Source organism: Halobacillus mangrovi (genome assembly GCF_002097535.1).
Classification (GTDB): domain Bacteria; phylum Bacillota; class Bacilli; order Bacillales; family Halobacillaceae; genus Halobacillus; species Halobacillus mangrovi_A.
In genome coordinates, this window is the sequence record NZ_CP020772.1 from 922,085 (window position 1) to 947,986 (window position 25,902).

Annotated in this window: 25 protein-coding genes; 9 read left to right on the plus strand and 16 right to left on the minus strand. The window is 43.9% G+C overall.

Annotation, left to right across the window (positions count from 1 at the left end; genetic code table 11):
* Nucleotides 1-18: 18 nt before the first annotated feature.
* Both HM131_RS04565 and HM131_RS04570 read right to left on the minus strand, forming a co-directional pair.
* Nucleotides 19-1,386, minus strand: coding sequence for an LVIVD repeat-containing protein (locus HM131_RS04565; RefSeq protein ID WP_085028402.1), 1,368 nt, complete (start codon nt 1,384-1,386; stop codon nt 19-21).
* 315 nt (nt 1,387-1,701) lie between these two features.
* Nucleotides 1,702-2,427 carry a DsbA family oxidoreductase gene (locus HM131_RS04570; protein WP_085028404.1) on the minus strand — a complete coding sequence of 242 codons (726 nt, stop codon included), beginning with the start codon at nt 2,425-2,427 and terminating at the stop codon, nt 1,702-1,704.
* Nucleotides 2,428-2,544: 117 nt separating this feature from the next.
* Here HM131_RS04570 and HM131_RS04575 point away from each other — a divergent pair, with 117 nt between their 5' ends.
* The 5 genes from HM131_RS04575 to HM131_RS04595 all read left to right on the plus strand — a co-directional run bounded on the left by HM131_RS04575 (nt 2,545) and on the right by HM131_RS04595 (nt 6,679).
* A complete protein-coding gene (locus HM131_RS04575) occupies nt 2,545-2,916 on the plus strand; it encodes a cytochrome-c oxidase (protein ID WP_085028406.1) in 372 nt (123 codons plus the stop codon).
* A 514-nt stretch (nt 2,917-3,430) separates the two neighbouring features.
* On the plus strand, nt 3,431-4,279 hold the full coding sequence (locus tag HM131_RS04580) for a peptidoglycan-binding protein (RefSeq protein ID WP_232324869.1): 849 nt from the start codon (nt 3,431-3,433) through the stop codon (nt 4,277-4,279).
* A 210-nt stretch (nt 4,280-4,489) separates the two neighbouring features.
* Entirely contained in the window at nt 4,490-4,675 is a 186-nt protein-coding gene (locus tag HM131_RS04585; protein ID WP_085028408.1) for a hypothetical protein, read from the plus strand.
* A 33-nt stretch (nt 4,676-4,708) separates the two neighbouring features.
* Complete coding sequence (locus HM131_RS04590) at nt 4,709-5,005, plus strand: DUF4212 domain-containing protein (RefSeq protein WP_085028410.1); 297 nt, start codon at nt 4,709-4,711, stop codon at nt 5,003-5,005.
* Between the two features lie 15 nt (nt 5,006-5,020).
* Nucleotides 5,021-6,679 (plus strand): sodium:solute symporter family protein, encoded by a 1,659-nt coding sequence (locus HM131_RS04595; RefSeq protein WP_085028412.1) that lies wholly within the window; start codon nt 5,021-5,023, stop codon nt 6,677-6,679.
* A gap of 73 nt (nt 6,680-6,752) precedes the next feature.
* Here the strand turns inward: HM131_RS04595 and HM131_RS04600 are convergent, their stop codons facing one another.
* From HM131_RS04600 to HM131_RS04615, 4 genes are all read right to left on the minus strand, one after another.
* Entirely contained in the window at nt 6,753-7,880 is a 1,128-nt protein-coding gene (locus HM131_RS04600; protein WP_085028414.1) for a glycerate kinase, read from the minus strand.
* Nucleotides 7,881-7,898: 18 nt separating this feature from the next.
* A complete protein-coding gene (locus HM131_RS04605) occupies nt 7,899-9,587 on the minus strand; it encodes an alpha-amylase family glycosyl hydrolase (protein ID WP_085028416.1) in 1,689 nt (562 codons plus the stop codon).
* The gene (locus HM131_RS04610) at nt 9,584-12,247 is read right to left on the minus strand and encodes a glycoside hydrolase family 38 N-terminal domain-containing protein (protein ID WP_085028418.1); all 2,664 of its coding nucleotides are present in this window, start codon (nt 12,245-12,247) and stop codon (nt 9,584-9,586) included. The genes HM131_RS04605 and HM131_RS04610 overlap by 4 nt, the downstream gene beginning before the upstream one ends.
* 61 nt (nt 12,248-12,308) lie before the next feature.
* Nucleotides 12,309-14,276 carry a fructose-specific PTS transporter subunit EIIC gene (locus HM131_RS04615; protein WP_085028420.1) on the minus strand — a complete coding sequence of 656 codons (1,968 nt, stop codon included), beginning with the start codon at nt 14,274-14,276 and terminating at the stop codon, nt 12,309-12,311.
* A 160-nt stretch (nt 14,277-14,436) separates the two neighbouring features.
* Between HM131_RS04615 and HM131_RS04620 the strand changes: the two genes are divergently transcribed.
* Nucleotides 14,437-15,189 (plus strand): MurR/RpiR family transcriptional regulator, encoded by a 753-nt coding sequence (locus HM131_RS04620; protein WP_085028421.1) that lies wholly within the window; start codon nt 14,437-14,439, stop codon nt 15,187-15,189.
* Nucleotides 15,190-15,262: 73 nt separating this feature from the next.
* Here the strand turns inward: HM131_RS04620 and HM131_RS04625 are convergent, their stop codons facing one another.
* From HM131_RS04625 to HM131_RS04635, 3 genes are all read right to left on the minus strand, one after another.
* Complete coding sequence (locus HM131_RS04625; protein WP_085028423.1) at nt 15,263-16,762, minus strand: gluconokinase; 1,500 nt, start codon at nt 16,760-16,762, stop codon at nt 15,263-15,265.
* Nucleotides 16,763-16,776: 14 nt separating this feature from the next.
* Nucleotides 16,777-17,634 carry a MurR/RpiR family transcriptional regulator gene (locus HM131_RS04630; protein WP_085028425.1) on the minus strand — a complete coding sequence of 286 codons (858 nt, stop codon included), beginning with the start codon at nt 17,632-17,634 and terminating at the stop codon, nt 16,777-16,779.
* A gap of 144 nt (nt 17,635-17,778) precedes the next feature.
* On the minus strand, nt 17,779-18,342 hold the full coding sequence (locus tag HM131_RS04635; protein WP_085028427.1) for a transposase: 564 nt from the start codon (nt 18,340-18,342) through the stop codon (nt 17,779-17,781).
* A 222-nt stretch (nt 18,343-18,564) separates the two neighbouring features.
* Between HM131_RS04635 and HM131_RS04640 the strand changes: the two genes are divergently transcribed.
* Nucleotides 18,565-19,461: an AEC family transporter gene (locus tag HM131_RS04640; RefSeq protein WP_085028429.1), complete on the plus strand. Its 897-nt coding sequence runs from the start codon at nt 18,565-18,567 to the stop codon at nt 19,459-19,461.
* A gap of 67 nt (nt 19,462-19,528) precedes the next feature.
* On the opposite strand, the gene HM131_RS04645 is transcribed toward HM131_RS04640, so the two are convergent.
* From HM131_RS04645 to HM131_RS04655, 3 genes are all read right to left on the minus strand, one after another.
* Nucleotides 19,529-19,708, minus strand: a complete 180-nt coding sequence (locus HM131_RS04645) for a hypothetical protein (protein ID WP_085028431.1) — start codon at nt 19,706-19,708, stop codon at nt 19,529-19,531.
* A 96-nt stretch (nt 19,709-19,804) separates the two neighbouring features.
* Entirely contained in the window at nt 19,805-20,089 is a 285-nt protein-coding gene (locus HM131_RS04650; protein ID WP_085028434.1) for a hypothetical protein, read from the minus strand.
* A 19-nt stretch (nt 20,090-20,108) separates the two neighbouring features.
* Nucleotides 20,109-20,594, minus strand: coding sequence for a sigma-70 family RNA polymerase sigma factor (locus tag HM131_RS04655; protein WP_085028435.1), 486 nt, complete (start codon nt 20,592-20,594; stop codon nt 20,109-20,111).
* A 185-nt stretch (nt 20,595-20,779) separates the two neighbouring features.
* On the opposite strand from HM131_RS04655, the gene HM131_RS04660 reads away from it, so the two are divergent.
* Nucleotides 20,780-21,286 carry a sigma-70 family RNA polymerase sigma factor gene (locus HM131_RS04660; RefSeq protein WP_085028437.1) on the plus strand — a complete coding sequence of 169 codons (507 nt, stop codon included), beginning with the start codon at nt 20,780-20,782 and terminating at the stop codon, nt 21,284-21,286.
* Between the two features lie 26 nt (nt 21,287-21,312).
* On the opposite strand, the gene HM131_RS04665 is transcribed toward HM131_RS04660, so the two are convergent.
* On the minus strand, nt 21,313-21,687 hold the full coding sequence (locus tag HM131_RS04665) for a hypothetical protein (RefSeq protein WP_085028439.1): 375 nt from the start codon (nt 21,685-21,687) through the stop codon (nt 21,313-21,315).
* Nucleotides 21,688-21,827: 140 nt separating this feature from the next.
* Between HM131_RS04665 and HM131_RS04670 the strand changes: the two genes are divergently transcribed.
* Nucleotides 21,828-22,328, plus strand: coding sequence for a VanZ family protein (locus tag HM131_RS04670; protein ID WP_085028441.1), 501 nt, complete (start codon nt 21,828-21,830; stop codon nt 22,326-22,328).
* Between the two features lie 19 nt (nt 22,329-22,347).
* Here the strand turns inward: HM131_RS04670 and thrB are convergent, their stop codons facing one another.
* The 3 genes from thrB to HM131_RS04685 are packed head-to-tail and all read right to left on the minus strand — an operon-like array spanning nt 22,348 to nt 25,611.
* Nucleotides 22,348-23,262, minus strand: coding sequence for a homoserine kinase (gene thrB, locus HM131_RS04675; protein WP_085028443.1), 915 nt, complete (start codon nt 23,260-23,262; stop codon nt 22,348-22,350).
* Complete coding sequence (gene thrC, locus HM131_RS04680; protein WP_085028445.1) at nt 23,259-24,314, minus strand: threonine synthase; 1,056 nt, start codon at nt 24,312-24,314, stop codon at nt 23,259-23,261. The genes thrB and thrC overlap by 4 nt, the downstream gene beginning before the upstream one ends.
* A gap of 1 nt (nt 24,315) precedes the next feature.
* Nucleotides 24,316-25,611 carry a homoserine dehydrogenase gene (locus HM131_RS04685; protein WP_085028447.1) on the minus strand — a complete coding sequence of 432 codons (1,296 nt, stop codon included), beginning with the start codon at nt 25,609-25,611 and terminating at the stop codon, nt 24,316-24,318.
* Nucleotides 25,612-25,902 lie beyond the last annotated feature (291 nt).

Here is a 25,902-nt window from a genome sequence, read left to right on the forward strand (position 1 = left end):
CGTGGACAGGTTTTTGTGTTATTGAGCGCTGTTATTTTTCTGTAAGACTTTCAATCCGTTCCCCATATCGGAGCCAAGAATATAGTTCCGATCAACGAATACACCCCAGAAGTAAGCATTTTCCGGCACGTATTTCCCTATTTGAACCGGGTTGCTAGGGTCAGTAATATCAACGGCTCTGATCCCTCCAGCATAGTGAGAGAGATAAAGCGTGTTACCGTGTACCTTAGGATCGTGAACGGTATTAGCAAAAGTTACACCATCTTCAATGTTATCAACCAGATCCGTTTTAAAGGTGCTCAACAGTTTTGGATTACTTTTATCACTAATGTCAAAAATTCTTGTGTACCCATAAGATTCTTCATAGCCTACTCGGGTAGGGTTATAGACTTCCCTCGTCTCGATTAACACATTGCCGCCTTTAGCAAGAGCAGAGGAGTGTGCAGAACCTTGCACATCAGAAGCGTACTCCGTTCTTCCTTCAAATTTTACGTTGTAAGGGTCAGAGATATCGAGGATGATGGTGCCAAGATCCCAAAAGGATAATAAAGCGGTGTCTCCATTGTTATCAGTCATCGTACTATGGTTGAAGACCGGGCGGGTTTTTCCATCGGGAGCATCCCAGTGATAGCCATTAAAATCATCCGATACCTCAGGAAGCGAACGAGGATCGAATTCATAGATCGTTTTGGGTTCTGCAGGGTTAGATACGTCTACAAGTTGGAAATCCATCGATTCTCCATGGGTAAAATAATCAGCATATGGATTGGCTGCCAGTACAAACGGCTTGCCTTCTTTTACTGTAAGATACAGTTCATGAGTACCCGGTACACGCTTGTCCACTTCCCAGAAGCCTAGCTTTTCAGGAGCTTCAGGTTTGGTAACATCATAAAGAAGGAATCCCCCTTGAGAATCTGGATGGTCTCGATCCAATTGCTGGACACTGACCACAGCCAGATCACCTTTGAAGTGTGGAGTGTTCACAGTCTTAACGATGACTTTTTCCTGCCACGTTCCTGAGATATCATCAGCAAACTTGGCAATCTCAACAGGATTGGAAGGGTCTTTCATATCAAAAACCCTGACTCCACCATTCCCGCCTCCACTTACGTGGGTACCTAAATAGGCATAACCTTTGTGAGCATAAACGTCAGCGGGCGAATTTTTCACGCCGTCATATTCTTTCAGCTGGGCACTAGCGACCTCTTGCCAATTTCCCAGGTTCTTATTTCCTTCAAGGACTGGGATCGCGTTTAAGTTGTCCCCTTCATTCGCTCCTTTTTCGGCAAGCGAATCGTCCAGCATGTCGTGAGCGAAAGTAGTCGGTACCGTAGAAAATACCAGACACCCAGCAAGAGCTGAGGTCAGAATAGCCTTCTTGTTCATAAAATATCCCCCTTATGTAATTTCCTACCAAAATATAACATAAGAGTAGTTTAATTTCATCAATATTCAGAAAAATAGAACAAATGGATAGAACGTGAGGTAGGAATTTAATCCCGGATTATTTACCATTTTGGGTAGTAGACGAATGAAAAGGTGAAAAAAGCCACAATAGGAGGAATAATGAACTATACCAAAATCTGTCACCTCAGGTCATCCAGATTCTGGATGACCTGAGGTGATTCTAAGGTGATTCTAATTTAATGCAAAAAACAAAAAAGCTGCATGTTCCGCTCATGGAACATGCAGCTATCAATATTATTTTGCATCGTTTGGGGGAACTTCGCATCCGTCTTCTGTACATGCAGCATCTGCTTCTGTAGACAGGTCTTCAAATGGAGAGGATTTTTTTTCTTCATCTAATGCTTTCTGTAACCCTTGAACAAACACTTCTGTCGGCTGCGCTCCAGATACCGCGTATTTACGGTTGATTACAAAGAAAGGAACGCCCTGAACACCGATTTGATAAGCCTCGTTTTCTTCCGCTCGTACCACTTCCGTATAATCCGAGCCTTCTAGAACCCCGTCAACTTCTCCGCGATCCAAACCAACCTCACGCGCAAGGTCGGCAATCGTTTTGTGATCACCAAGATCTTTAGATTCTGTCAACACTCCTTTGAAAAATTGTTCTGTGACTTCTTTGCCCAATCCTTTCGTTTCTGCAAATTTAGCCACGCGATGGGCATCAAATGTATTCGTTGGGATCATAGTATCGAAATGGAAATCAAGACCGACCATCTTCGCTTGTTCGGTCATATTGCGAGTCATTTCTTTTGCTTCATCCACGCTTTTTCCGTACTTGGCAGCTAATTTCTCATGCATGTTCTGCCCTGTGTTGCGTTTAGCCTCTGGATCGAGCTCAAAGCTTTTATACTCCACTTCAACTTCAGCGGACTCAGGCAGCTGACTGAGCGCCTCTTCTAACCGTCTTTTACCGATATAACAAAAAGGACAGACGAAATCTGACCATACTTCTATTTTCATTATCACTTCACCTCTTCGTTAATGATACCTCTTCATTTTATAATGAACCATTTATTGAAATCCATGATTCTGTTTTGTAGGTCCTCTGCGTATAGTAGGTACAAAGGAGGGGAGTACATGGGGATCATAATGATCAAAATATCCTCGGTGTATTTTGCGATAGGGGTGGCAATCGGCTATTATATGTCCATCGTTCATGATTATGCATTGACCCCTGTGCATGTCCACATCAACCTGTTAGGCTGGACAGCACTCATGCTTGCTGGAATTATCTATCATCTTTTTCCGGATCTGGGTGCTTCAAAGCTGGCAACCTTTCATTTTTGGTTTCATAACATTGGATTACCGATCATGATGATGGGGTTATTTTTTACCATCGCTTTGGAAACTGAAGGTCTCGTGCCCATAATTGCTACGGGAGCGTCACTGACGGTCATCGGCATATTCCTATTCGTTTTCCATGTTGTCAAAAACTTAAAACCAAGCTGAACCACCCCACATCAGGGTGGTTTTCCTAATTCCATCGTATTCTCTTTATCTCCTCCAGCTCAGGTAAGTTGCGAACCCTAAACGACAGTCCATACGCTGTTGTTTGAGGCGCTTCCATCTTACCTTTATTTGGTCGAATGGACACACAGTTATAGTTAGGAATGGCTGTCTCATTTATATTATTCATTATGAAATTACCGGTTAAATCCTATAGGAAGAGTTTTTTTACTGTTATTTTTAAGCCGGTAACGATATAGTCGCGTAACTAATCTCCGTTAGAAATGGGTTCGTTAAGCTTATGACAATTGGTGTGACTGGGAAACGGCGAGACTCCCGCTGTAGAAGGATCTAGGCGAGACCCCACAGAGAACGCAGCGAAAGAGGAGGATTGTCAGTTCCTACGCAGGAAAGCGAGTCGTTTCCCAGTCGCGCCATAACTATTTTAAAGAGCGAGAAAAAACAAAGACACTCCAAATCCCTCATCCTTCGATTATAAAACCGAGGAGGGATTGCGGTGATAAAATTGGTAGAGTTGATAGATCGAAGCGTAAACAACATGGGAGACGTCGAAGAGCGAGTCGCTGAAAAAGCAGCTCAATTGATTTCGATGGCCTATATGGAAGGGATTTTTGTACAAATCTCTTCAGGCTACCGATCGTTAGAAGAGCAGGCAAGGTTATACGGAAAAGGACGCCCATCCTATAGTTGGAATGGGAGGAACTATGGCCAAAGTGGAAATATTGTCACTTATGCAAAGCCGGGAGAAAGTATCCATAATAAAGGAAGGGCGATTGACTTTTTTCTCGTATCTAAAGACGGCCGAACAGCTTTGTGGAAAGTGGACAAAAATTGGTATCGCGTTGGAGCAATTGGGAAATCATTAGGTTTCACGTGGGGAGGCGATTGGAAAAGTTTTAAAGATTATCCCCATTTGGAGTTAGCTCCTGAATCTTCTTCATCAACTGTACTAAAGAGAGGAGACAGAGGGGAAGAAGTCAAAAAACTACAGCGGCAGTTGAAAGAGTTGGGATATTCGCTAGGGGGTTATGGCGTCGACGGAAGCTTTGGTAAAATAACGGCCTCATCTGTTCGAGATTTCCAAAAGGATGCCGGGATAAAAGTTGATGGCATTGCCGGTCCTATAACGAGAAAAATACTCGATGAATCCGTATATCCAGGGAAGCCCGTAAGAGCAGGCACCAAAGGGGAGGCGGTAAAGAGAATACAGAAAGTCATTGGCGTTAAGACAGATGGCTTGTTTGGTCCAAAGACAGAATCTGCTGTTCGAAAGTTCCAAACGAATTCTGGGATTGAAGTTGATGGGATCGTTGGTCCAATTACTTGGAGTCATTTATTCTCATAAAAAAATTTTTTATTTATCTCAGGTCATCAGATGTTTAGATGACCTGAGGTGGTATCGATTTCAACCATTTTATGGGACTTTTTAGCTGGTTGACATTTATTATCGATTTTAGAATAATAACACTGAATATTTATTTAATTCAAATTTTTCAAAAAAGAATATTTTTTTAATAGAAAATGTTAACGCTTACACAGTTAGGAGAGGAAACACATGTTTATACCAATCATTTTAGCTATCGTTACCATTTTTTCTGTCGTATTTGCCTTAAAGAAAAAACAACCTATATTCTTTGCGCTTCCGGTCGTAGCCATCCTAGGGATCGTTGTTGTAAAAATTGCTATGGTCCCGATGCCGTTTTGGGAGACGATTCAGTTTATTTTTGATTTAAGAGGATAGTGGATCATTCCTTCTTTGAAAGGAGGTGAGAAATTGAGAAAAATTGATCGTGCTACGGCGAATGCATATTTCCGAATCCGGACTACGTTGATTGTCATTTACTTGTCCATTGGTTTTCTAGTTTCATTTGGTGTTGTGTTTTTTGCCCGTGACCTTTCATCCTTTAGTGTAATGGGAGTCCCCTTTCATTATTACATGGGATCTCAAGGGGCCATCGTTACATTCATTATTCTTTTATTTGTGAATGCAAAAGTCAGTGATGTCGTAGATAAAAAGTTCGGCATTACTCCTGAACAAATCGAACAAAAAGACAAAGTTGTGAATCAATAGGTTAGGAGGAGAGGTATGGACGCTCAGTTTCTTGTTTCCCTTGCTTTAATCGTTGCAACATTCGCTTTGTATATAGGGATTGCCATCTATAACAAAGCGAAAGCAACATCTGATTTTTACGTGGCCAGCCGAGGGGTGCCGCCTGTATTTAACGGAATGGCGATCGGAGCCGACTGGATGAGTGCAGCTTCGTTCATTGGGCTTGCAGGAACCGTCATGATCCTTGGATATGATGGACTGGCCTATATAATGGGATGGACAGGCGGTTATTTACTATTAACCTTCCTGCTTGCTCCACAGCTGAGAAAATCTGGACGCTACACAGTACCAGAATTTATCGGGGATCGTTACAAAAGCGATTTCGCACGTCTGATCGCGGCAGTAGCGACCATCATTATCAGTTTTACATACTCGATTGGACAATTGTCAGGTTCGGGTGTCGTTATTGGCAGACTGCTTGAAGTCAATACGGTGATCGGTACATTAATCGGAGTCGTGCTTATCGCTTTTTATTCCGCACTCGGCGGGATGAAGGGGATTACCTGGACGCAGGTAGCTCAGTATTTAGTTCTTATTATTGCTTACTTGATTCCGGTTATTTTCATGTCGATGCAGCTCACTCAAAACCCGCTGCCGTGGCTTTCTTACGGTGAAGTGATTTCAGAGATGAAGGTCATCGATCAGGAATTAGGGATCTCAGAATACATCGTTCCATTTACAGAAGGAAGCAAATGGCAGTTTATTGCATTAATGTTCACATTGATGGCAGGAACGGCAGGCTTACCTCACGTTATCGTTCGTTTTTATACAGTAAGGACGATGAAAGCGGCACGCTGGAGTGGGGCATGGGCGTTACTGTTCATTGGATTGCTTTATTTGTCTGCTCCAGCTTACGCGGCTTTTTCACGCTTCATTTTGATGACCGAAGTAGCCGGTTCCTCTCTGAACAACCTCCCCGCATGGACTCAAGCCTGGGTCGATACAGGCCGCCTGTCTTTGGCTGATGGGAATGGTGATGGGATTCTGCAATGGACAGAGCTTGTCATCAGCAACGATATTGTAGTTATGGCAACCCCGGAAATAGCCAATCTGGGTATTTTCGTCATAGGTTTAATGGCTGCAGGAGCGATGGCAGCTGCCCTATCAACAGCAGGTGGATTGATGATCGCCATCTCTGCGGCTCTTTCTCACGATATTTACTACCGTTCCATCAATCCGAAAGCGACGGAACAGAAGCGTTTAGCGGTAGGAAGAATTACGATCGTACTTGCAACAGTAATCGCTGGTTTGGTTGCATTGAATCCTCCAGGAGCGATCACCCAAATTGTTGCCTGGGCATTCGCACTTGCCTCAGGAACCTTCTTCCCTGCGCTCTTGCTTGGAGTCTGGTGGAAGCGGGCAAATGGCCCGGGTGTGGTTGCCGGAATGCTCGTTGGTTTAGGCGTGACACTTACGTATATATTCGCAGCTAAGTATGGAGGCTTCACGATTCTTGGCATCATCGATACAGGTGCAGGAGTCTTCGGGGCTGCCGCTGCCTTAATAACGAATGTAGTGGTTTCCTTGTTGACACCACCGCCATCTAAGAAGATCCAGGAAGAAGTCACAAATCTTCGCTACCCAGAACAAATCGAATACAAAGACGGAGAAGTATGGGTGAAAGACGCAAAATAAAATACTATGATGAAAAAAAACACCCCCTCAGGTCATCCAGATTCTGGATGACCTGAGGGGTTATTTGTGGGATTTATTTATTCCATAAATTTAGGATTTGTTTTGTTGTATGTCTTATATTATTGTATGCTGTACTGTGATCGAGGGCTTCTGTTAACGAACATGGGCCGGATTGGATCGAGAAGACGGCCGTCAATCCTTCGTAGGACCCTTCTACATCGACAACTCCTGCCATCGCTACAGCAGGCACATCATAGTTCCTAGCAATTTTCCCTACAGAGACAGGCACTTTCCCGTGAGCGGATTGCGTATCTAAGCTTCCTTCACCCGTCAACACGAGATCTGCATCTTCTACAAGGTTTTCCAAACCTACTAATTCTGCTATCACATCAAATCCTGATTTCATCTCAGCTCCGAGAACTCCAGCTAGAGCTCCGCCAAGTCCCCCGGCAGCTCCAGCGCCTTGAATTTCTTGCAAGTTTTTTTCTGTGGCCGCTTGTACGACCCGGGAAAAGCGCTCCAGTCCTGCATCAAGCTGCTTTACGTCCTGTTCAGTTGCGCCTTTCTGCGGCCCGTATACATAAGCCGCTCCATTCTTACCGTAAAAAGGGTTCGTGACATCTGAAGCAATCGTGATGGAACATTCGGCAAGCTCTTCCATCACTTCGCCATCATCCATACCATCGATTTCTGTTAAGATATTTCGATTATAAGGAAGAAGCTGACCGGAGGAATCGAAAAAGCGAAATCCTAGTGCTTGTAAAAGCCCTGTGCCGGCGTCAGTAGTTGCACTGCCGCCCAGCGACACAACGAGGTCGCGGCAGCCTTTTTCGATGGCAGTACGAATTTGCTCGCCTAGTCCATAGGAGTTTAATGCAAAAGGGTTACGCTTCTCATCAGGAACGAGAGTGATCCCAGTACTTCTGGCGCATTCGATAAATGCGGCATCTTTCCCGTTATAGGGAAGGATTACAAAGCTGGTATCAATGACATTACCTCCAGGACCATTGACTTTCACGGGGATCTCCTTCGATACCCATTTTTTCAATGCCTCAATAGATCCTTCTCCTCCGTCTGCCATAGGGACCGTGACTACATGAGCTTCAGCATGGGCGCATTGAACACCTTCAGCCATCGCTTCGCTTACTTGAGAAGCAGAAAGAGATCCCTTAAAAGAATCTGGAGCGATCACAATTTTCATTTGAAAAACCTCCAAACCTTAACCTTTCTTAATCCATTTGAATCCGTAGCGGGGAAGGGTAATCGTTCCACTTGCGTCGCGATTTTCTACTAGATTAATCCCTTCAAACGGCAGAGGAATCGTTACCTCTTCTCGAGATGTGTTAACAGCGAAGAATACCTGATCCCCTGTCTCTTGATTGTATCGCACTAATGCAAACACTCTCTCATCGATCTCAAGTACCTCTTGATCGGCATAAGGAGAAAATGCAGGCTCCCCTTGTCTTACTCCAATCATTTCTTTTAACCCTGTGAAAATCCCATTTCTTCTTGTATCATCATTTAGTTCTTTACGAATTCGTTGAAGCTCAAGTTTTTCTCGGTTAATCCTCCGAGGGATTCCGGAATTGTTCAATCCTTCGTAGTCATTCTTCGATCCGAGTAAGGAATGATAGTAAATGGCAGGTACACCAATGACGGAGAGTAAAATCGAGTGAGCTGCAAGCATCTTCACGACTTCGTCTTCTTCGGTTACATCTTCGCCTTCATTTTTTAGCGCTTCTGAGTAATTGATGTTCAATTCATAAACAGATTGGCTTCCGTCCGGATTACTCTTATAGGAAACTTCTCCACCATTTCGTTTCACCTGATCAACGAGTTCCTGCTTCTCATCTTCTGACAAAATACCTTCGGTCGGGCGCATACCGATTCCATCGTGACTGGCCAGGAAATTAAAGTAGGTTGCCTCATTTGATACTTTATCAATCGTCTTCGCCCAGTCCGTAAGCTTCTTGGCATTGTGTTTCATAAAGCTGTAGAGCACAAGAGGCGGCAGGGTGAACTGATAGACCATGTTCGCTTCATTTGTCCCATCACCGAAATAGCTGATGTTTTCTTTGTGCGGGACGTTCGTTTCGGTAATGATCTGTGTGTTCGGCTGAAAAGCATTGATCACGGTGTGCCACAGCTTAATAATTTCATGCGCTTGCGGCAGGTGGATACACGTCGTGCCCGATTCTTTCCATATAAACCCGATGGCATCAAGCCGGATGCTCGTGCCACCCTGGTGAGCGTAATCAAGAAGAATGTCTGTCATTTCCAACAATACAGGGAAATGCTTAAAGTTTACATCCACCTGGTCCTTACTAAACGTCGTCCAGGCTGTTTTTGTGCCATCATGGCCTTCATATTCATGGAACAATGGCGACGTGCGTGGACGGACAACCTGACTCGCATCAAACGAATCATCGTTAGGAATGAAAAAATCTTTGAACTTTGGATCTTCATTCAGATAGCCCTGGAACCATTCACTTGACTGAGACATGTGGTTGGCAACGAAATCGAACATCATCCGGTAATCCTTAGAAAAGGAGCGAATGTCGCCCCAATCCCCAAGATCAGGATGGATTTTTCGGTAATCGGTTACCGAAAATCCATCGTCTGACGTATAGGGAAACATAGGAAGTAAGTGAACGTCGGTAATTGCATCGCCAACTTCTTCTTTCAAAAAGCGCTGAAGAGCAGGCAAAGTCGGCTTACCCTCTTCATAAATGCTGTCACCATAAGTGATCAAATACACATTTTTCTCCGCAGGTGCTGCTGGTGTAATCCATTCCTTTTCTGACCATTGGGCAATCAAATGCTCGAACTGGCGGAGATCTTCGGCACGAACCTCCCCGTAAATTTCCTCTAAGTGGCTTTCGATTTTATTCATTAACTCCTGGCTCATAAGGAAAGGTCTCCTTCCACAGAAAATTGAATCGTTTGGAATCCTTTAGCGGGTACAGTGAGAGGCGCATCGTCTATAGTCACTTCTGCTAAGTTGACCCTTTTAAGGTTTCCGATAAGATCCCCACGCACATCCATTTCAACGGAATGATGGGTAGGATTATAGACACGCATGATAATGTTTTTCCCGTCATGGGCTTGTTTTACAGCACTTACAAAAAGGTTTTCGTTGTCTAGCGTTACTAGCGAATATTCACCTGGGAGGCGTTTCACTGGCTGTGGAATCTCAAACCGATCCAGTCTCTCTTCGAATGTGTTGAGAGATTGATGCTGATAGGTGACGTAGCGCTCATTGTAATGATCGGCTGTTTCGAAAAGAGCCGTTGTATCAAGACAATTCCCTGACAGCTGAATCGCATAATCAAACGTCAATTCACCTTCCATTTGCGCATCCGGCGTTGTAACTACTTTATTATTGATTCCGGAAGCACGGCCCGGACGCCATTCTAAATCATCGCGTCCTAGTAGACCGACACTGCGGAATAAAGTTAAAGCCAATTGACCTTTCTCTTTCAGGACTTCATATTCTTTTAGACCTTTTGTAAAAGCGGCAAGAGATCCCTGGTCGCTGTCCACACTGGCGAATTGCTCGACGGTATAAATAGGGACAGGCGCTTCTTTATAGCCTTGCTCCCTCCAAATGTCCATACGCGGATTTTCTGAAGGGCGTTCAATTAAACTATACCCTTGGTCAGCTATAGAAGCCGCTGGCTGTTCTACTGGTGTTTGCACCAATACTCTTACACGATGGTCGTGGACATTGTTATCAATCTCATGCTTGACGCGGAGGAGATCTTCCTCTTTACGCAGCTCGAGAACCGTTCGGATGGTAAAAGAAGCATTTTTCACACCAGCTTTGCGGCTGTCTAAATCCACAGGCAGGATCAGCTCGTGTTCAATCGTCATTTCTTCCACAAAAGGTGATTTTCTAACACCTATGAGTTTTGCTTTACCTGTAAGGATCGCCTGGTCTCCTGGAAGTGGAGAGTAATCGTACGAATCACCTGCATCTGCAGTATCTTCAAATTGAATGAAGTTACCAACTGACAAGTTTGAAGTCTTTTCTGTAAGCTTCATTTCCCCGTCTGAGAACGATACCACGTACGAGTCGTTTTCAATTACATCAGCCTTTGATGAAGCCAAATGGTCTGCTTTTTCCGCAGCTTTTACAATCTGCAAGGTTGTATAGCCGAGAGCAGGTACTTCTACATCTGTGATATGGACTTCCGTCCGGTAGTATCCTGGAATTTCAACTTCCTTATCGCCTTCAGCGGTTACGACAATTTTCTTTCCGCCGCTTAAATAGTCTTGTTTACGAATACAATAATCAAGCGGCTCTCCATCAAGATAACGCACATTAAAATCAGGATCCTTCGTAAATAGGACGGTTTCAACAGATTTCTGGTGGAGCTTAGGCATCGTATTGAACACCACAAAAATGTCTTCGCTTCCCGTTTCTTCGCTGACTGCTTTCGTAATCTGACGTTTGATCATGTTCATCAACCCGTCTGCCTGACGGTTGATCTTCACAAGCCTTTTTATAATGTCTTCATTGGTATCATCGGAATTACATCCGCCGATACTGTCGTGAGCGTGCACATCAAAAAGGTTTTTCCACATGTCATCGAGCCACTCCTGCGGGTAACGCAGACCAAGAGACTGGGCGATGGTCGCTAGTGGCTCCAGTTGATTTATGATTTTGTGCTCGACGATGTGATTCCATTTTTTAATGTCATAACGCTGGGAGCGGATCGTATTGTGAATGCGGGATCCTTCTGTTGCGATCAATTCACCTTCAATCACGTGATCAAACGACGTTTCTTGCCATGTATCTTCCATGAATGTTTCGTAATCAGACAGTACATATTCATACCGGTCGTCATTGGCATTTAATTTCTCGACCGTTTCCGGGAAATAATCCCGCACAAGCACCTGATCACCCCCGGAAGGAAGAAGCAGACGATCCGTATCACGGTTTAGGGAAGCCAGCGTATCCAGCATTGGCTGCAGACGGTCTTTATGGAAATCTTCATCTGCGCTCAGGAATTTCCCTGGTCCGTACCCAATCTTCATCAAGTTCGCTTGAACCTGTTCACCGTCCGGAGATTGCCAACGGAAGTTCAAATTCTCATCCAGCTGATCGGAATAGACGCCACGCTGCAAGATCACGTGATCGATACCGAACCCTTTGAACAGAGAAGGGAGGTAGTGGTTTTGGCCGAAAATGTCCGGAAGGTAGCCGATGTTCATTGAATGACCCATTTTTTCTGCGCCTTTCACTCCGTATAAAAGGTTGCGGACGAGGGACTCTTTGTGGACAAGCAGCGAATCGGCCTGCGTGTACCACGGTCCGACGAAAATTCGTTTGGCTTCAACCAGAGAACGAAGTCGATCGCTGTTGTGCGGACGTACTTTCAAGTATTCATCGACGACAGAGATTTGAGCATCGAAGACGTACCCGTGGTAGTCTGAATTTTCTTCTAATAACTCGATGAGGTGATCCATATTTTCTGCAAGTAGTAGATTCGAATCTTCTATAGTAAAATACCATTCCCGATCCCAGTGGGAGTGGGGAACGACATACACACGTTTTTTAGACATAGCCATGGTCCTCCTTAAGGATGCAGCCAGTCCGAACGGCCGGACTGGCTGTAGACAAGATTTAAATTTGAATGCGTCCTCGTTTGATCAACGTGAAGCGGACGAAGATGTTTGCCAGTGCGATGAATAAAGTACCGGCTAACAGTCCGACAATATAAGCCCACAGGTTGTCCACGAGCGGCCAGCCCCAGAAGGCAGGCAGTGGATACCATTGAACAGCACCTAGAAGGACGGCGGTGACCGAACCGATAATCGCTCCAATGATGTTGATTGGAATCGTAATAATCGGATTACGAAGCATAAATGGAATCGCCCCTTCACTGATGGCAATCAGTCCAAGTAAAATGGACGTATTCCCAGTGAGGCGCAGGTTTTCATCAAATACGCGACGACCGACAACATAACGGTCTAAGACAGTAGCAAGTCCAAGTCCGATTGGTGGAATTACGATAGCAAGCACACGTGGTGTCAGTGGGAAAATCTGATCACCTGCAAGGCCGATCGCAATTGCACCAGCGGCTTTATTGATCGGTCCGCCTAAGTCAAAGGCCGTAGCTGCTGCGATGATCGTGGAGAGCACGACCTCGCCGGATTCTTGTGCAGATTCAATCGTGTTACGAAGCAGCTCGTTCAAGCCGCCAAAGACTGGATCGACAATGTAAAAGTTCAGTAAGAATACAGATAGTACACTAATCGCAGGGATGATCAGCATTGGCTTCATCGCCTGGAAATTCTTGTTCAGTTTGATTTTTTCATTCAAAATCTTAGCAATATAACCAGCTGCTAAACCGAGGATCAAAGCTCCGAAGAAACCTGATGGAATGCCATCTTCTACACCCCAGAAGCGGTAATGGATTCCAGCGGCGAACAATCCTCCGATAAAACCAGGGACAATACCGACACGATCAGCTAAAGCATAAGCGGTAAACGCTGCAAAGATCGGGTACATAAACTGGAAAATCATAAACCCGAATTTATCGAGGTAGTGCAAAATCTTAAACAGTTCATTATCGGCTGTTGCATAGCTAATATCATTGATTTCATTGACAAGACCGAATGGAATCGATCCCAACTTCGCAATCCCCATCATTAAACCGGCAGCAACGATGACAGGAATCATGTAAGAAATCCCGGTCATGATGGCTTGTGCCATTTCAGCAAGAATGCCTTGCTTTTTCTGAGGACTGGAGGAACTGGATTCTTCATCACCGTTTGATTGCACCGTTCCGTCTGGATTGTTTAATACTTGTTGGATCAATTCTTCTCCGCGTTCTAACGGAGCAGCTACACGAGTTTGCACGTAAGGAAGCCCTTTGAAGCGCTCTTTCCCTTTTGGTGAAATATCCGTAGCGAAAATAACAGCATCGGCTTCTTGGATGCGTTCAGGGGAATGGGCATCCTCTAAGCCATTTGCGCCTTGTTTTTCACTGTACACTTTAACGCCAAGTTTTTTTCCGGCTTGCTCTAAGGCTTCCGCAGCCATATAAGTATGAGCGATCCCAGCGGCACATGCGGTAATGACAAGAACAGTTTTCGTGTATTCTTGCGGCGGCTCTTCTTTTACTGGCTTTTCATCGTGATCAAGAGCAGCAAGGAATTCTTCTGGATTCTTCGCCTTCATCAGGCTGTTGTAGTACTCTTTATCCATCAAGCGGGTACTCAATTCAGCAAGCAAGCTCAAGTGAGTCGATCCCGCTTCTCCATCAGGGATGGCTAATAGGAACACAAGCTCAACCTTGTTGTTCGGGTCAATGCTTTCCCAATCGTCAATCGGATGATCCAATCGAGCGACTGCAAACCCAGCTTTTTTTACAGCGGAGGATTTTCCGTGCGGAATCGCAAGGCCTGCTTCCATTCCTGTTGCGGATATTTCCTCCCGTTCTAAAACGGTTTCATAAAAGGCTTTAGTCGAAGTGACATGGCCTTGTTGGTAGAGTTGTTCTGACAGCTTCCAAAGCACATCTTCTTTTTTCGTCTCTTTCAAATCGTACCGAATTAAAGATTGTTCGGTCATTTGTGCGAGTTGCATATCCTTCACCCTCTTCTCAAAAATTGATATATGAAAGTGTTTTCATTTGTCTCTAATACATTTGTAACATAGGATGACGCCAAGTGGTTATACAGGAAATGTACAATTGTACATGTTCTTGATATACTCGATACAGTTTGGTAAAAAAGGAGCCTCGATTATGGGAAAACTACTAGATGCTTTTTCTAACGCCTTGCCTGAGCTTACGCATTCGGAAAAGCATGTCCTCTATTATATTGAACATCACTTGGATGCTTCGAAAACGATGCCGCTAACAAAAATGGCGGAAGAAAACAGTGTCAGTACGACCACCATCATCCGGCTTTGTCATAAGCTAGGATTCGAGGGCTTTTCGGAATTCAAGTACTTTTTAAAAGGTGTGGAACAGACTTCGCTTCCTGAAAATATGGATCCGATTGAGCGTTACCAGAAAGATATTACCGATAGCCTCGGACGTTTGAACCCTGATGATTTGGAGCGGATTGCCTCATCAATTGAGGGGGCGGAACGGATCGTCATCCTATCTGTCGGGTTGACGAAAATGATTGGAGAATATTTGAGCAAGCGTCTCATGCAGATGAATCGTTCTTCAACGTACATTTATGAATCACATATGGTTGATTTGATTAGCAATTGGATAGGCCAAAACGATCTCGTTATTTTCATTTCTTCAAGTGGTGAGACAAATACATTGCTGAAGGCCGCAGATAAGCTCGATCATTTGAATGTTCAAACGGTCGCGGTCACCAATAATCCTGACAGCCACTTGAACGAATATGTACGCTTTGCGATCAGTGCGCCCGTGCAAAAAGTCTCCTACGAAGGCTACGACGTATCAGCAAGATCCTCTCTTATGATGCTCGCTGACCTCGTGTTCGAGTACTACTTAAAGCACATTACAGAAAAAGAATAAGGGAAAAAATACCACCTCAGGTCATCCAGATTCTGGATGACCTGAGGTGGTTTTCATTTCCATTTTCATATTTTTAGTTGTTCATTTGGTGGAGCTTAGAGAAGTGTGGCTGAAGGTCAGTGGATACAGCTTCGTACACCCGGAACAGTTCCTGGTATTTTGCATGATTTTCTGGATTCGGCTTACACTCCTTGTCCATCGGGATCGAGCTTTTGATATCGGCAAGCTTCTCCACCTCTCCAAGACTGTAAAGCGTAAGCCACGCAGCTCCCCATGCAGAGCTTTGGTGGCTCTTCGGAAGATAAATCGTTGTATTGAACATGTCTGCAAGCATCTGTACCCAGACGGATGACCGTGCGAAGCCTCCACTTGCGTACACCTTCTGATGATTATTTCCTAAACGTTCAAGAGCTTTTCCGATATGGAGAATCGAGAATAGGACACCTTCCATAGCTGCACGGGTCATGTGCTCCTTCTTATGTGTAGGCATAAGACCGATAAAGGATCCCTTCGCTTCTGCATTCCAGAACGGTGCACGTTCTCCGTTTAAGTAAGGAAGAAAGAGCAAATGGTCGGCTCCAACCGGCACGCTGTCCGCCATTTCACTTAACTGCTCAACACTGTAAGCATCCTGGTCCCCATCCCAAAGATTTTGCAGCCAAGCGAGGACAATGCCGCCATTATTGGAGGGTCCGCCGGTAATCCATAAATCCTCTGTGAAGCTGTAGGAGAAGATTTCTTGTTTTTCATCAAGGAGAGGCTCGGTGGCAAACTGTCTGATCGCTCCGCTTGTCCCGATCGTAATGGCTGTTTCCCCCGGTTCAATGGCTCCAATTCCCAGATTGGCAAGAGGACCGTCACTTGCTCCGATTACAAAAGGAGTATCCTTACTCAACCCTGATTTTCCAGCTGCTTGAGCTTTCATGCCTTTTAGCGTATGAGTTGGAGGTACGGGCTCAAATAACTGGCTGGTTTCGATACCGGCAAGGCTCAAGGCTTCCTCGTCCCAATGATGTTCTTTAATATTAAACATTCCAGTTGCTGCTGCTATGGAATAATCGACGACTTTTTCACCGAACCAGCGGTACAAAAGAAATTCTTTAATCGAAACAAAATAGTCAGCCGCTTCGTGTGGAGCATACAGGTGCTCTTTCATCCAAATCAGCTTGGATAAAGGGGACATTGGATGCAGCGGTGTCCCTGAATTCATGTATAAATGTGGATGGTTTTCTTTTAAAAAGGCTGCCTGGTCCGCACTTCTGGCGTCCGCCCATATAATAGATGGAGAAAGCGGCTCACCACTTTTGTCTATACAGATCAGTGAGTGCATCGCAGCAGAGATTCCAACACCAGCTAGGTTGCTAGCATCAATCCCTGCCGTTTCCTTACTTACAAAAATCGCTTCCAAAGCTGCTTCTTCAATCGTAACCGGATCCTGTTCTGCGTACCCGTTTTGAGGATGCAGTAGAGGGTAGCCTACTTCATGTTCTCCTTTAACATGACCCTCCCGGTCAAAGATCACTGACTTTGCACTGGTCGTTCCGATATCCAGTCCGATCACATATGACTTCATTGATGACGTCCTTTCTATACTCTTTTTCTTGAAATGGCATCTCTCATGCGCTGGGTTGATTCCTGTGCCTGTTCCTTCATCTTCACACTATAGTTGACAAACAGGGAATCGATCAGCGACAAACTTGCAATTCGTGATGCAAGGGCCTCTGAACGGTATTCTGTTTCCTGAGCCACCGTATATAAACTCAAATCGACACGCTTAGTTAATGGAGATTTCGCGAAGTTCGTGATGGCGATGGTTTTAGCGCCTCTCTCTTTCGCAATATCCACAAGGTCAAGAATGTCCTTGTTCGAGCCTGTGTGAGAGAACACGACAGCAAGATCGCCTTCTTTCAGTTGGGAAACCGACATTAATTGAAGGTGGGAATCCGTGTAGACATGCGTGTCCATGCCTGTGCGGATGAATTTATGCTGGGCGTCTTGAGCAAGGATTCCAGATCCGCCGCTTCCATAGAAGTAAACACGCTTTGCTTCTATTAGTAAATCCATAGCTTTGGACAAGCTTTCAGGATTTTGGACATCTCTAGAAGACTCAAGAGCTCTGATATTTGCTTGAAAAACTTTTTCAGTAATTTCTAAATCGCTGTCTGTTTCTTTGATTGTTTCATGGATGTCTTTGATAGGGTTGACGATCTCTGATGCAAGTGCGATCTTCATCGCCTGATAACCTTTGAAACCTAACCTTTTGCAGAATCTGAAAACGGTTGCATCAGCGACCATAAGATCATCAGCTACTTGGTTGATCGTAGAGTGAACAATTTGTTCCTTGTTCTCCAATATATAATCAGCGATCAATTTCTCTTTCTCACTGAATTGACTATAAGATGAACGAATACGACTGATGACGTGTTTGGTTGGTGCTTCAAGCATGATTCTTCCTCCTAAGTAGTCTTCAACTTAATTCTATTGTATACGAAAAAATTTTCAAATAAAAGAAACTGTCGAAGAAATTTTTTTCTTTCAAATGAATTTATTAAGAAAATTTCATTAAAAAAAGCAATTGACCACCTCAGGTCATCCAGAATTTGGATGACCTGAGGTGGTTCGATTTGCTAATTGAACGAAAAACTCATACTGTTGGGAATCTCTGAAATGGGAGAGGATCTTTGAAGTGGTTACAAGCTTGGAAGAAGGGCGAGGCGATAAATAATGAGGATAGCTGCTCCACGGATAGTCTTCAGGTTTTAATGTCAATAGGGCGCGGCAAGGATTTAAGTGGATATAGCGGCTGACTTGAAGCAGTGCATTAATATCTCCCTGAAGTTCTGCTTTATAAGGGCCTTGAAAGAGATGACCGACATAATCGTATTTTCGGTTGAAGTACATCGCATACTGCGAGTGGATTTGTTTCATGAATAAACCTGGGGGATGGTCAATCGTTTCGATGAGGAGATGTACGTGGTTCGTCATAAGGCAATAAGCATGAAGGTAAAAAGGGTAGCTGTGTTTCGCTTCTTCTAAAAGCTTTAAATAGAAGATTCGATCATAGTGATCGTAAAAAATATCTGTTTTTCGGTTCCCTCTGGCTGTAATATGATAGCTTGCGTGTGGAAACCAGACACGCCTGGGATTGCCCATAAAATCATCCTTTCTAGTTTAAATCGATCCTAGTATTCTTCGCTATTCACCTCTCTATTTCCTGCACAACCAATAATAATGTAAAAACCTGTCACCTCAGGTCATCCAGATTATGGATGACCTGAGGTGACAGGTTTTGGTAAGCGGGAAGGTATGTAATCTTTTTATTATCTGATAAACTAGTAGAGTTCTAAAGAATTTATGGAACAGGAGGGAAGAGCTTTGACGATATTCTTCCAAGTCGTACTACCTGTCGTACTCGTCTTTTTCGCGGGCTATGCCCTGCAAAAAATATTAAAACTAGAAATTAAATCGATCTCAACGGTCGCTCTTTATATTATGCTGCCCTGCCTTGTTTTCAAAACTTTCTATGAAGCAGATTTCGATCGTGATTACTTAATGATGGTCGTATTTTCCGCTCTCCTATTATTCGGAATTCTACTGATTGATAAACTGGCAGCCAAATTACTTCGTTATGACACGCCAACGGAAAGTGGGCTGATTCTTTCAACCGCGTTCATGAACGCGGGGAATTACGGGGCGCCAATCGTTCTGTTCGCTTTTGGTGAAGAGGGCTTTGTTTATTCCGTCTCCTTCATGGTACTCCAGCAGATCGTCATGAATTTCTTCGGTGTCTATTACGCTGCGAAGGGGGCAGCAGGCATGAGTATGGCGATTAAAACCGTACTGAAGATGCCGCCGACCCATGCGGTATGGATAGCCCTCGTGATGAAATACGCCAACATCCCGGTCTCAGAAAACCTGATGTCCAGCATAGACCTTGTCGGGAATGCTACAATCCCAACCGTAATGATCATTCTTGGCATGCAGTTGGCCAACATCACAGTGAATAACCTTTCGTGGGATAAAATCTCTTACGCAGCCACAGTTCGGCTGCTCGGATCACCAATGCTTGCCTGGCTGATCACGGTTGTTCTGCCAATGAGTGACGTGATGGCCAATGTGCTGATTATTTCTGCAGCAATGCCGTCAGCTGCTACAACGACCATGTATGCGGTCCAGTTCGATTCCAAACCTGAACTTGTATCAAGCATTACACTCATCACCACGCTTTTAAGTATCATCACCATCCCAATTACGTTGAACATTTTGACGTAACAAAAAAGCTTGAGGACATACTCCTGTCCTCAAGCTTTTTTCAAAGGAGTCAATGTAGGATAAAAGCCTATTCTTTCTCCTGACTCTTTTCCTTCTCCTCTTTCTTCGATTTAAAATACATATAAATATTAGTAAAAATAAGTGCTACTGATAACACCGTAGCAACGGTAGACAATTCAACCAAGTCAGTGAATGTCCCAACGAGCACATAGCCTGCGAAAAATAATGCAAACAGCAAGTAATACACGATACTCTTCCTTTCTTCATCAACCTGCTTTCCATTATATCATCTATTTTCCACAAGAAAAAAACGCCAGGGCAAGCAGGCGCCTGACGCTCCCTTTTAATCAGGAGGATACATATAAAAACGGTAGATAGTAAATTCATTCCCTTGCTCGATATAGTACGATTGGATATCGATAGAAGAATATAATAAACCATCATCCTGTTCAATAGATATTTGAATGACAAACTCCTTATCCTCCATTAGTGGAATAGGGTAAGGATTAACGATCTCTACCATCCATTCGTACGCTAATTTTTCCAGGAAAGCATGAGTGTAAGTAGTTGGGGTATCATCAAGCCAGATGTTTACTAAGGGGACCAAAGATCTAGATGATTGTTCCAAAATAACTCCTCCGTTTAGGTTATAAAGATTCTATTTCCCTATTTTCTTCCGCCATAAACAAGAGCTCCTGGGTCTTTTCTTTGATGTTCTTCCGTCTTCGTTTAATGGTTGATTCACTAACTTTCATCTTATGGGCTATTTCTTTGACAGTAAACCCCTGATAGGTGAGCGAGAAGATCGTCTTTTCTTGAGGGGTCAAATTCGAATGGTATTCGAGGTCATAAAGAAGAGATTGCTCATGGAGAGTTTCATCAGAGGGAGGAGTAAGGAAAAAGACTGATTTGTAGCTCTGCTCTTTTTTCAAAAGGCCGCGCATATGATGGTTCAGCTTGTGGACGAAGTAAGTGGTGAATTTAGCACGAGAGGGGTTGTAGGTGCGGACACTTCTTTGGTAAACGAGGTAGGCTTCCTGATAATAATCATCGAACGGCTCGGGGATGTTCAACTTGTGCAGCGTAGAATAAATCAAGAGGGTATGATCTTGAAACGATCGATTTGTTTTCATAGGTCACTCCTTTCAAATATAGTTCCTATTATCTATGATTAGGAAATAAAAAGAAATAGAAAAACGTTTTTTCACTCACTTTTTATAGATAAAAATAATAAATTCATCATTTTATGACACCAAAATTCAAATTTGAAACGATTATAGGTTGGAAAGGTTAAAAAATATAGATGAGGTGCTGTTCAATGATGGATGATCAGGAATTTGAGAAGGTCGTAGTAGAAAACGAGAAATTGATCCATTATCACATCCGAAGCTTACATATTAATGATGCCAACAAAGACTTTTTTGCAGAAGCTTTATTCGCTTTATGGAAAGCCTATGAAACGTATGACGAAAAACTCGGTTCTTTTTCGACATACATCAGCTGGAAAATCCGGAATGCATTAATTGATAAAATCCGTAAAGACTCAAGAAGCAAAGAGGTAGAAGATATCTATCAAACACAAGTATTGCATGATAAAGGCTATATCATAGAAGACGAAATTAGCGATCATTACTTATGGAAGAAAATTAAAGAGGTTTTAACCGATAACCAGTGGAAATGGGTGTACTACTTCATTATTCATGATTTATCAGTAGAGCAGATCGCCAAGCTTGAAGGAGTTACAAGAGATGCGGTGAAAAACTGGGGAAGACATGCGCGCAAAAAGCTGAAGCAGATCTCTTTTGAGGGATTAGAAAAGCCCTGACGTTAAAGTACATCAGGACTTCTTCTTTATTTTTCTATTGTAATATTAATCTTGTTGAGACCTAGTGCATGAGCTGCCTTAATCATCCGTGCAGCTTCTCTCTCAGCATCTTCAATAAGGACATTGTTTCTGGAGATGCTCAAGTTTGTCCCGCCAGACATTATGGAGCGCTCTTCCTTTACTTCCTCATCAATTGGCTGAAGCAATTGCGGACTGATTTCATGGGCTTCCACATTACGTGTTCGGTTCACTCGCCCACGTATTTTTCGGCCATGATAGACGACACTGGCATAAGGACAGCCTGTCTCAGCGGAGATTTCGCGATAATTTTTATCTGTATCTCCAATCAATCGCTTTACTTCGCTAAGATCGTAATCATATTGTTTACTTCTCTTCGCCATTTATAAATCCCCCACTTTTTCGTGTATCTAAATATATTGTATACAAAATTATGTATGATTAATAGTATAAGTTATGATTTTTTTCTATTTTGATAATATATAAAATGATAAAGTTTTAGTAAGTCTAGTTACAGGGGGAAATGATGTTAAAAAAAGTATTATATACGGCCATCCCATTAACAATCATGGTGATCTTGTTCATATCTTCCTCACAGCCTTATGAGGAACAAGATTTACGGCCAACGTTAAGTCAGTATTTACCGATCGAAACGCTCAAACCACTTTTAGAACCGATTCAGTTCACCTACCATAGCGAAAAGGTGAGTGTCGAGACGCACGGTGTAGAGGGGATGATCGAATTCTTCCTGCGAAAAGGGGCCCATTTTTCCATATACCTTCTTCTCATTTGGACCACTTTCCTGGCACTTTTGCAATGGCTGCATAAAAGAGTATGGAAACTGTTGAGCATCGCTTTTCTTATTACGATGGCTTATGCAGTGTTTGATGAATTTCATCAGTCACTGACGCCGAACAGGACACCCTACGCAGGAGATGTCCTTTTAGATGGAAGCGGCGCATTAACGGCAGGATTAGCGATTTGGATTTTTTACAAATGGAAAAACAGAAACCCCAGCGGATGATCCGCCGCTGGGGTTTGTTTTAATTAGCTTGAAGGTGAGAAGAAATGGTTTCAGCACCCTGAATATTAACGCTTAATGCTTCAATTTTGTAGTCAGACAGAGAGGTAGTCAGCTGATCCAGCTGCTGAGCTGACAGTTGGTCGAATAAGGCGATCATCGTCGGCCCGGCTCCGCTGATATACATACCAAGAGACCCTGCACCGAGTACCGTTGTTTCGACTTCGTCAAAGCCTGTGATTAAGTTTTTGCGGTACGGCTGATGCCACTGATCTCTCGTCATCATTTTTCCTGCGAGTGCCCAGTTCTGTTCAGCAAGGGCGGCAACAAGAACGTTCGCCGTTCCACTTGCATGGACCGCATGCTTATAGCTCATTTCGGTTGGTAAAAGTTCTCGCGCCTTCTCTGTTTCCAGGTGGAAGTCAGGAATGACAGCGAGCCACGTCAACTCATCCAGCCCTTTTTCAAAACGAACAAAATCAAGGTTATCGCCATCGTAGCTGGAAACCATGATGCCCCCATAAATAGCAGGTGCTACGTTATCAGGATGGCCTTCAATTTCACAGGCGATCTTCAGCTTTTCGTACTTGCTCAATTGCAGGTCCAGGATATGATTGGCAAGTTCTATACCGCCTACAACAGCTGTTGAGGAACTGCCAAGGCCGCGTGCGATGGGCACATCATTGGTCATCTCGACATGGTGCGGAGGCAGCGATTCGAAACGGTACAAGTTCGCCGTATAAAGGGCTGTCTTATGAACTAGATTTTCTTCTCCTGACGGGATATAAGGCTGATCTTTTTCAGGTACTGAAAAGAACCATTCGTCAGCAGGCTCACAATCCATCGTGACATGTTTGGATAGTGCAATTCCGATCGAGTCGAATCCCGGCCCTAAATTTGCCGAAGTAGCCGGAACCCGAATTTGAAAGGAACTCATGATTTTACACCTGTGACAGCTTCTGCAAAGTGCTCGATATCATTTTCAATGACGGTCGGTTTGACAGGACTTGTATCCATCGCTGTCACCGGATCTTTCAAGCCGTTTCCTGTTAATACGTGGACCACTTTGGAGCCTTGTGGAATCGTTCCATTCTTCACCTTTTTGATCATGCCTGCGATGGATGCACAGGAAGCAGGTTCGGCAAAAACACCTTCCTTTTGTGCAAGCAGCTGGTAAGCTTCTACGATTTCATCATCCGTGACCTCGTCGATTAAACCGCCGGACTGATCACGAGCATCGAGTGCTTTCGTCCAGCTAGCCGGGTTCCCAATACGGATCGCAGTCGCAAGGGTTTCAGGATCTTCAATCACCTGGTTGCGCACGATAGCCGCTGAACCGCTGGCTTCAAACCCCATCATTTTAGGAAGTTTCGTACCATGACGTTCATGGTATTCCTTGAATCCTTTCCAGTAGGCGGTAATGTTTCCGGCGTTTCCTACAGGGATAGAGAGAACATCAGGCGCTTCCCCGAGTGCTTCACACACTTCAAAGGCAGCTGTCTTTTGTCCTTCTACACGATAAGGATTAACTGAGTTCACAAGTGTAACCGGTTCGCGCTCTGCAAGTTCACGAACCATCTTCAACGCCTGATCAAAGTTTCCTTTTATGGCGAAGATTTCTGCGCCGTACATAACCGCCTGAGCAAGTTTCCCTTGCGCAATCTTTCCATCAGGAATAACGACGATGCAGCGAAGTCCTGCACGAGCCGCAAAGGCAGCTGCAGAAGCGGAAGTGTTTCCTGTTGATGCACAAATAACGGCTTTCGATCCTTCTTCGATCGCTTTAGCCATCGCCATCACCATTCCACGATCCTTAAAGGACCCTGTTGGATTTGCACCTTCAATTTTGACATAACCTTCGATTCCAAGCTCCTTAGAAATGGTCGGAATCGGGAGGAGCGGTGTATTACCCTCATGTAATGTCAAACTTGGTGTGTTTTCAGTGACAGGTAAAAATTCACGATAATGATGCAGCAGTCCTTGCCACATATCAGTCTCCTCCTTCTACGCGGAAAATGCTGTCGATGTGTCTAATGGAGTGAAGCTGTTCAAGCTCATGACTCGCTTTAGCAAAATCCTCTTCACTTACTTTATGAGTCACCATCATCAGTTCACGCTCGTCTTCGTTATCAGAAGAACGCTGGATGATTTGATCAAAGGAAATATCATACTGTGCAAAAATCTGAGTGATTTCATTAAGCATACCAGCCCGATCAAGCACATGAAGGCGGATGTATTTCTTTGAGAGCTGTTCTGACTTCGGTTTTACCTGTTTAGGGAATTGAGGCTGTACATAAGCCGTTCCTGTCGTTCCGAGACGAATATTTTTTAAGACAGCAATCAAGTCGGAAACAACTGCTGTAGCCGTTGGAAGTTTTCCGGCACCAGGACCATAGAACATCGTCTCTCCTACCGCATCTCCATAGACATACACCGCATTAAATTCATCATTGACGTTAGAAAGCGGGTGATGAATCGGAAGCAGTGCAGGCTCGACGCTTACAGAAACGCCAGAATCATCATTTTCTGCAATTCCGATCAGTTTGATTCGGTAGCCAAGTTCTTCTGCATACTTGATATCAGAAAGAGAAAGGCCGCGAATTCCTTTTACTTCTACATCCTCTAAATTGAACGGCATGGAAAAACCGAGAATGGAAAGGATCGTCATTTTTCTTGCAGCGTCCAGCCCATCCACATCGGCAGTTGGATCAGCCTCTGCAAATCCAAGGTCCTGTGCTTCCTTTAATATGCTGTCAAAGTCCGCACCGTCTTGGGACATTTTTGTCATGATGTAGTTGGTTGTCCCATTGACGATTCCCATCATTTTACGAATGCGATCAGAAGATAATCCGTCTAAAATGGAGCGGATAATCGGAATACCACCTGCTACACTCGCTTCATAATAAAGGTCGCAATTTCGTTTTTGACAGGCATCGAATAATTCAGCACCGTGCTGGGCAATCAAATCTTTATTGGCTGTCACGATATGTTTCCCATGTTCAATCGCTTCTAATAATATGGTTAATGTGTGATCGATCCCACCCATCACCTCTACGATTACGTCAATTTCAGGGTCTCTCGTGATGTCTTCGTATTGATCGGTTAGAGTTGTTGAACTCGTCGGAAGGTCACGGGTTTTTGATAAGTCACTCACAAGTACAGATTTAATCGTGACGTCACACCCTGTTTTATGCTGAATACGTTCTTTATGATCTCGCAGAATCTCAATGACCCCGCCGCCGACCGTTCCTAACCCTAATAATCCTACGGTAATGGTCTGTTTCATCGTTCACACTCCTTGTCCACTTGATAGATACATTATTCTTTATATAAAGGACATTGTAACGAAGAATAATAGGAAGTACAAGGGAGAATTCGTAACTATTTGAATTAACAGATTTTTAATAAAAAAATATAATTAGATCTATTTTTGAAAATTTTCCTCTCTTCCTATATAAAAATGCGGTTTTCATTCATTGGAGTGGATAGAAAATGGAGGATAGGAGAATGGAGGAGGAAAAAATGAAAAAGTGTAAGATTCGACATAATAATAGTTATCTTGACTTATTTTAACAAA

Coding starts and splice junctions, on each gene's coding strand:
- HM131_RS04605 (WP_085028416.1), bottom strand. CDS start 9,587: ATGAGCCAGGAGTTAATGAATAAAATCGAAAGCCACTTAGAGGAAATT.
- HM131_RS04635 (WP_085028427.1), bottom strand. CDS start 18,342: ATGGGCAATCCCAGGCGTGTCTGGTTTCCACACGCAAGCTATCATATT.
- HM131_RS04595 (WP_085028412.1), top strand. CDS start 5,021: ATGGACGCTCAGTTTCTTGTTTCCCTTGCTTTAATCGTTGCAACATTC.
- HM131_RS04585 (WP_085028408.1), top strand. CDS start 4,490: ATGTTTATACCAATCATTTTAGCTATCGTTACCATTTTTTCTGTCGTA.
- HM131_RS04630 (WP_085028425.1), bottom strand. CDS start 17,634: ATGCTTGAAGCACCAACCAAACACGTCATCAGTCGTATTCGTTCATCT.
- HM131_RS04660 (WP_085028437.1), top strand. CDS start 20,780: ATGATGGATGATCAGGAATTTGAGAAGGTCGTAGTAGAAAACGAGAAA.
- HM131_RS04685 (WP_085028447.1), bottom strand. CDS start 25,611: ATGAAACAGACCATTACCGTAGGATTATTAGGGTTAGGAACGGTCGGC.
- HM131_RS04625 (WP_085028423.1), bottom strand. CDS start 16,762: ATGAAGTCATATGTGATCGGACTGGATATCGGAACGACCAGTGCAAAG.
- HM131_RS04575 (WP_085028406.1), top strand. CDS start 2,545: ATGGGGATCATAATGATCAAAATATCCTCGGTGTATTTTGCGATAGGG.
- HM131_RS04670 (WP_085028441.1), top strand. CDS start 21,828: ATGATGTTAAAAAAAGTATTATATACGGCCATCCCATTAACAATCATG.
- HM131_RS04565 (WP_085028402.1), bottom strand. CDS start 1,386: ATGAACAAGAAGGCTATTCTGACCTCAGCTCTTGCTGGGTGTCTGGTA.
- thrC (WP_085028445.1), bottom strand. CDS start 24,314: ATGTGGCAAGGACTGCTGCATCATTATCGTGAATTTTTACCTGTCACT.
- HM131_RS04655 (WP_085028435.1), bottom strand. CDS start 20,594: ATGAAAACAAATCGATCGTTTCAAGATCATACCCTCTTGATTTATTCT.
- HM131_RS04570 (WP_085028404.1), bottom strand. CDS start 2,427: ATGAAAATAGAAGTATGGTCAGATTTCGTCTGTCCTTTTTGTTATATC.
- HM131_RS04620 (WP_085028421.1), top strand. CDS start 14,437: ATGGGAAAACTACTAGATGCTTTTTCTAACGCCTTGCCTGAGCTTACG.
- HM131_RS04600 (WP_085028414.1), bottom strand. CDS start 7,880: ATGAAAATTGTGATCGCTCCAGATTCTTTTAAGGGATCTCTTTCTGCT.
- HM131_RS04615 (WP_085028420.1), bottom strand. CDS start 14,276: ATGCAACTCGCACAAATGACCGAACAATCTTTAATTCGGTACGATTTG.
- HM131_RS04665 (WP_085028439.1), bottom strand. CDS start 21,687: ATGGCGAAGAGAAGTAAACAATATGATTACGATCTTAGCGAAGTAAAG.
- HM131_RS04610 (WP_085028418.1), bottom strand. CDS start 12,247: ATGTCTAAAAAACGTGTGTATGTCGTTCCCCACTCCCACTGGGATCGG.
- thrB (WP_085028443.1), bottom strand. CDS start 23,262: ATGAGTTCCTTTCAAATTCGGGTTCCGGCTACTTCGGCAAATTTAGGG.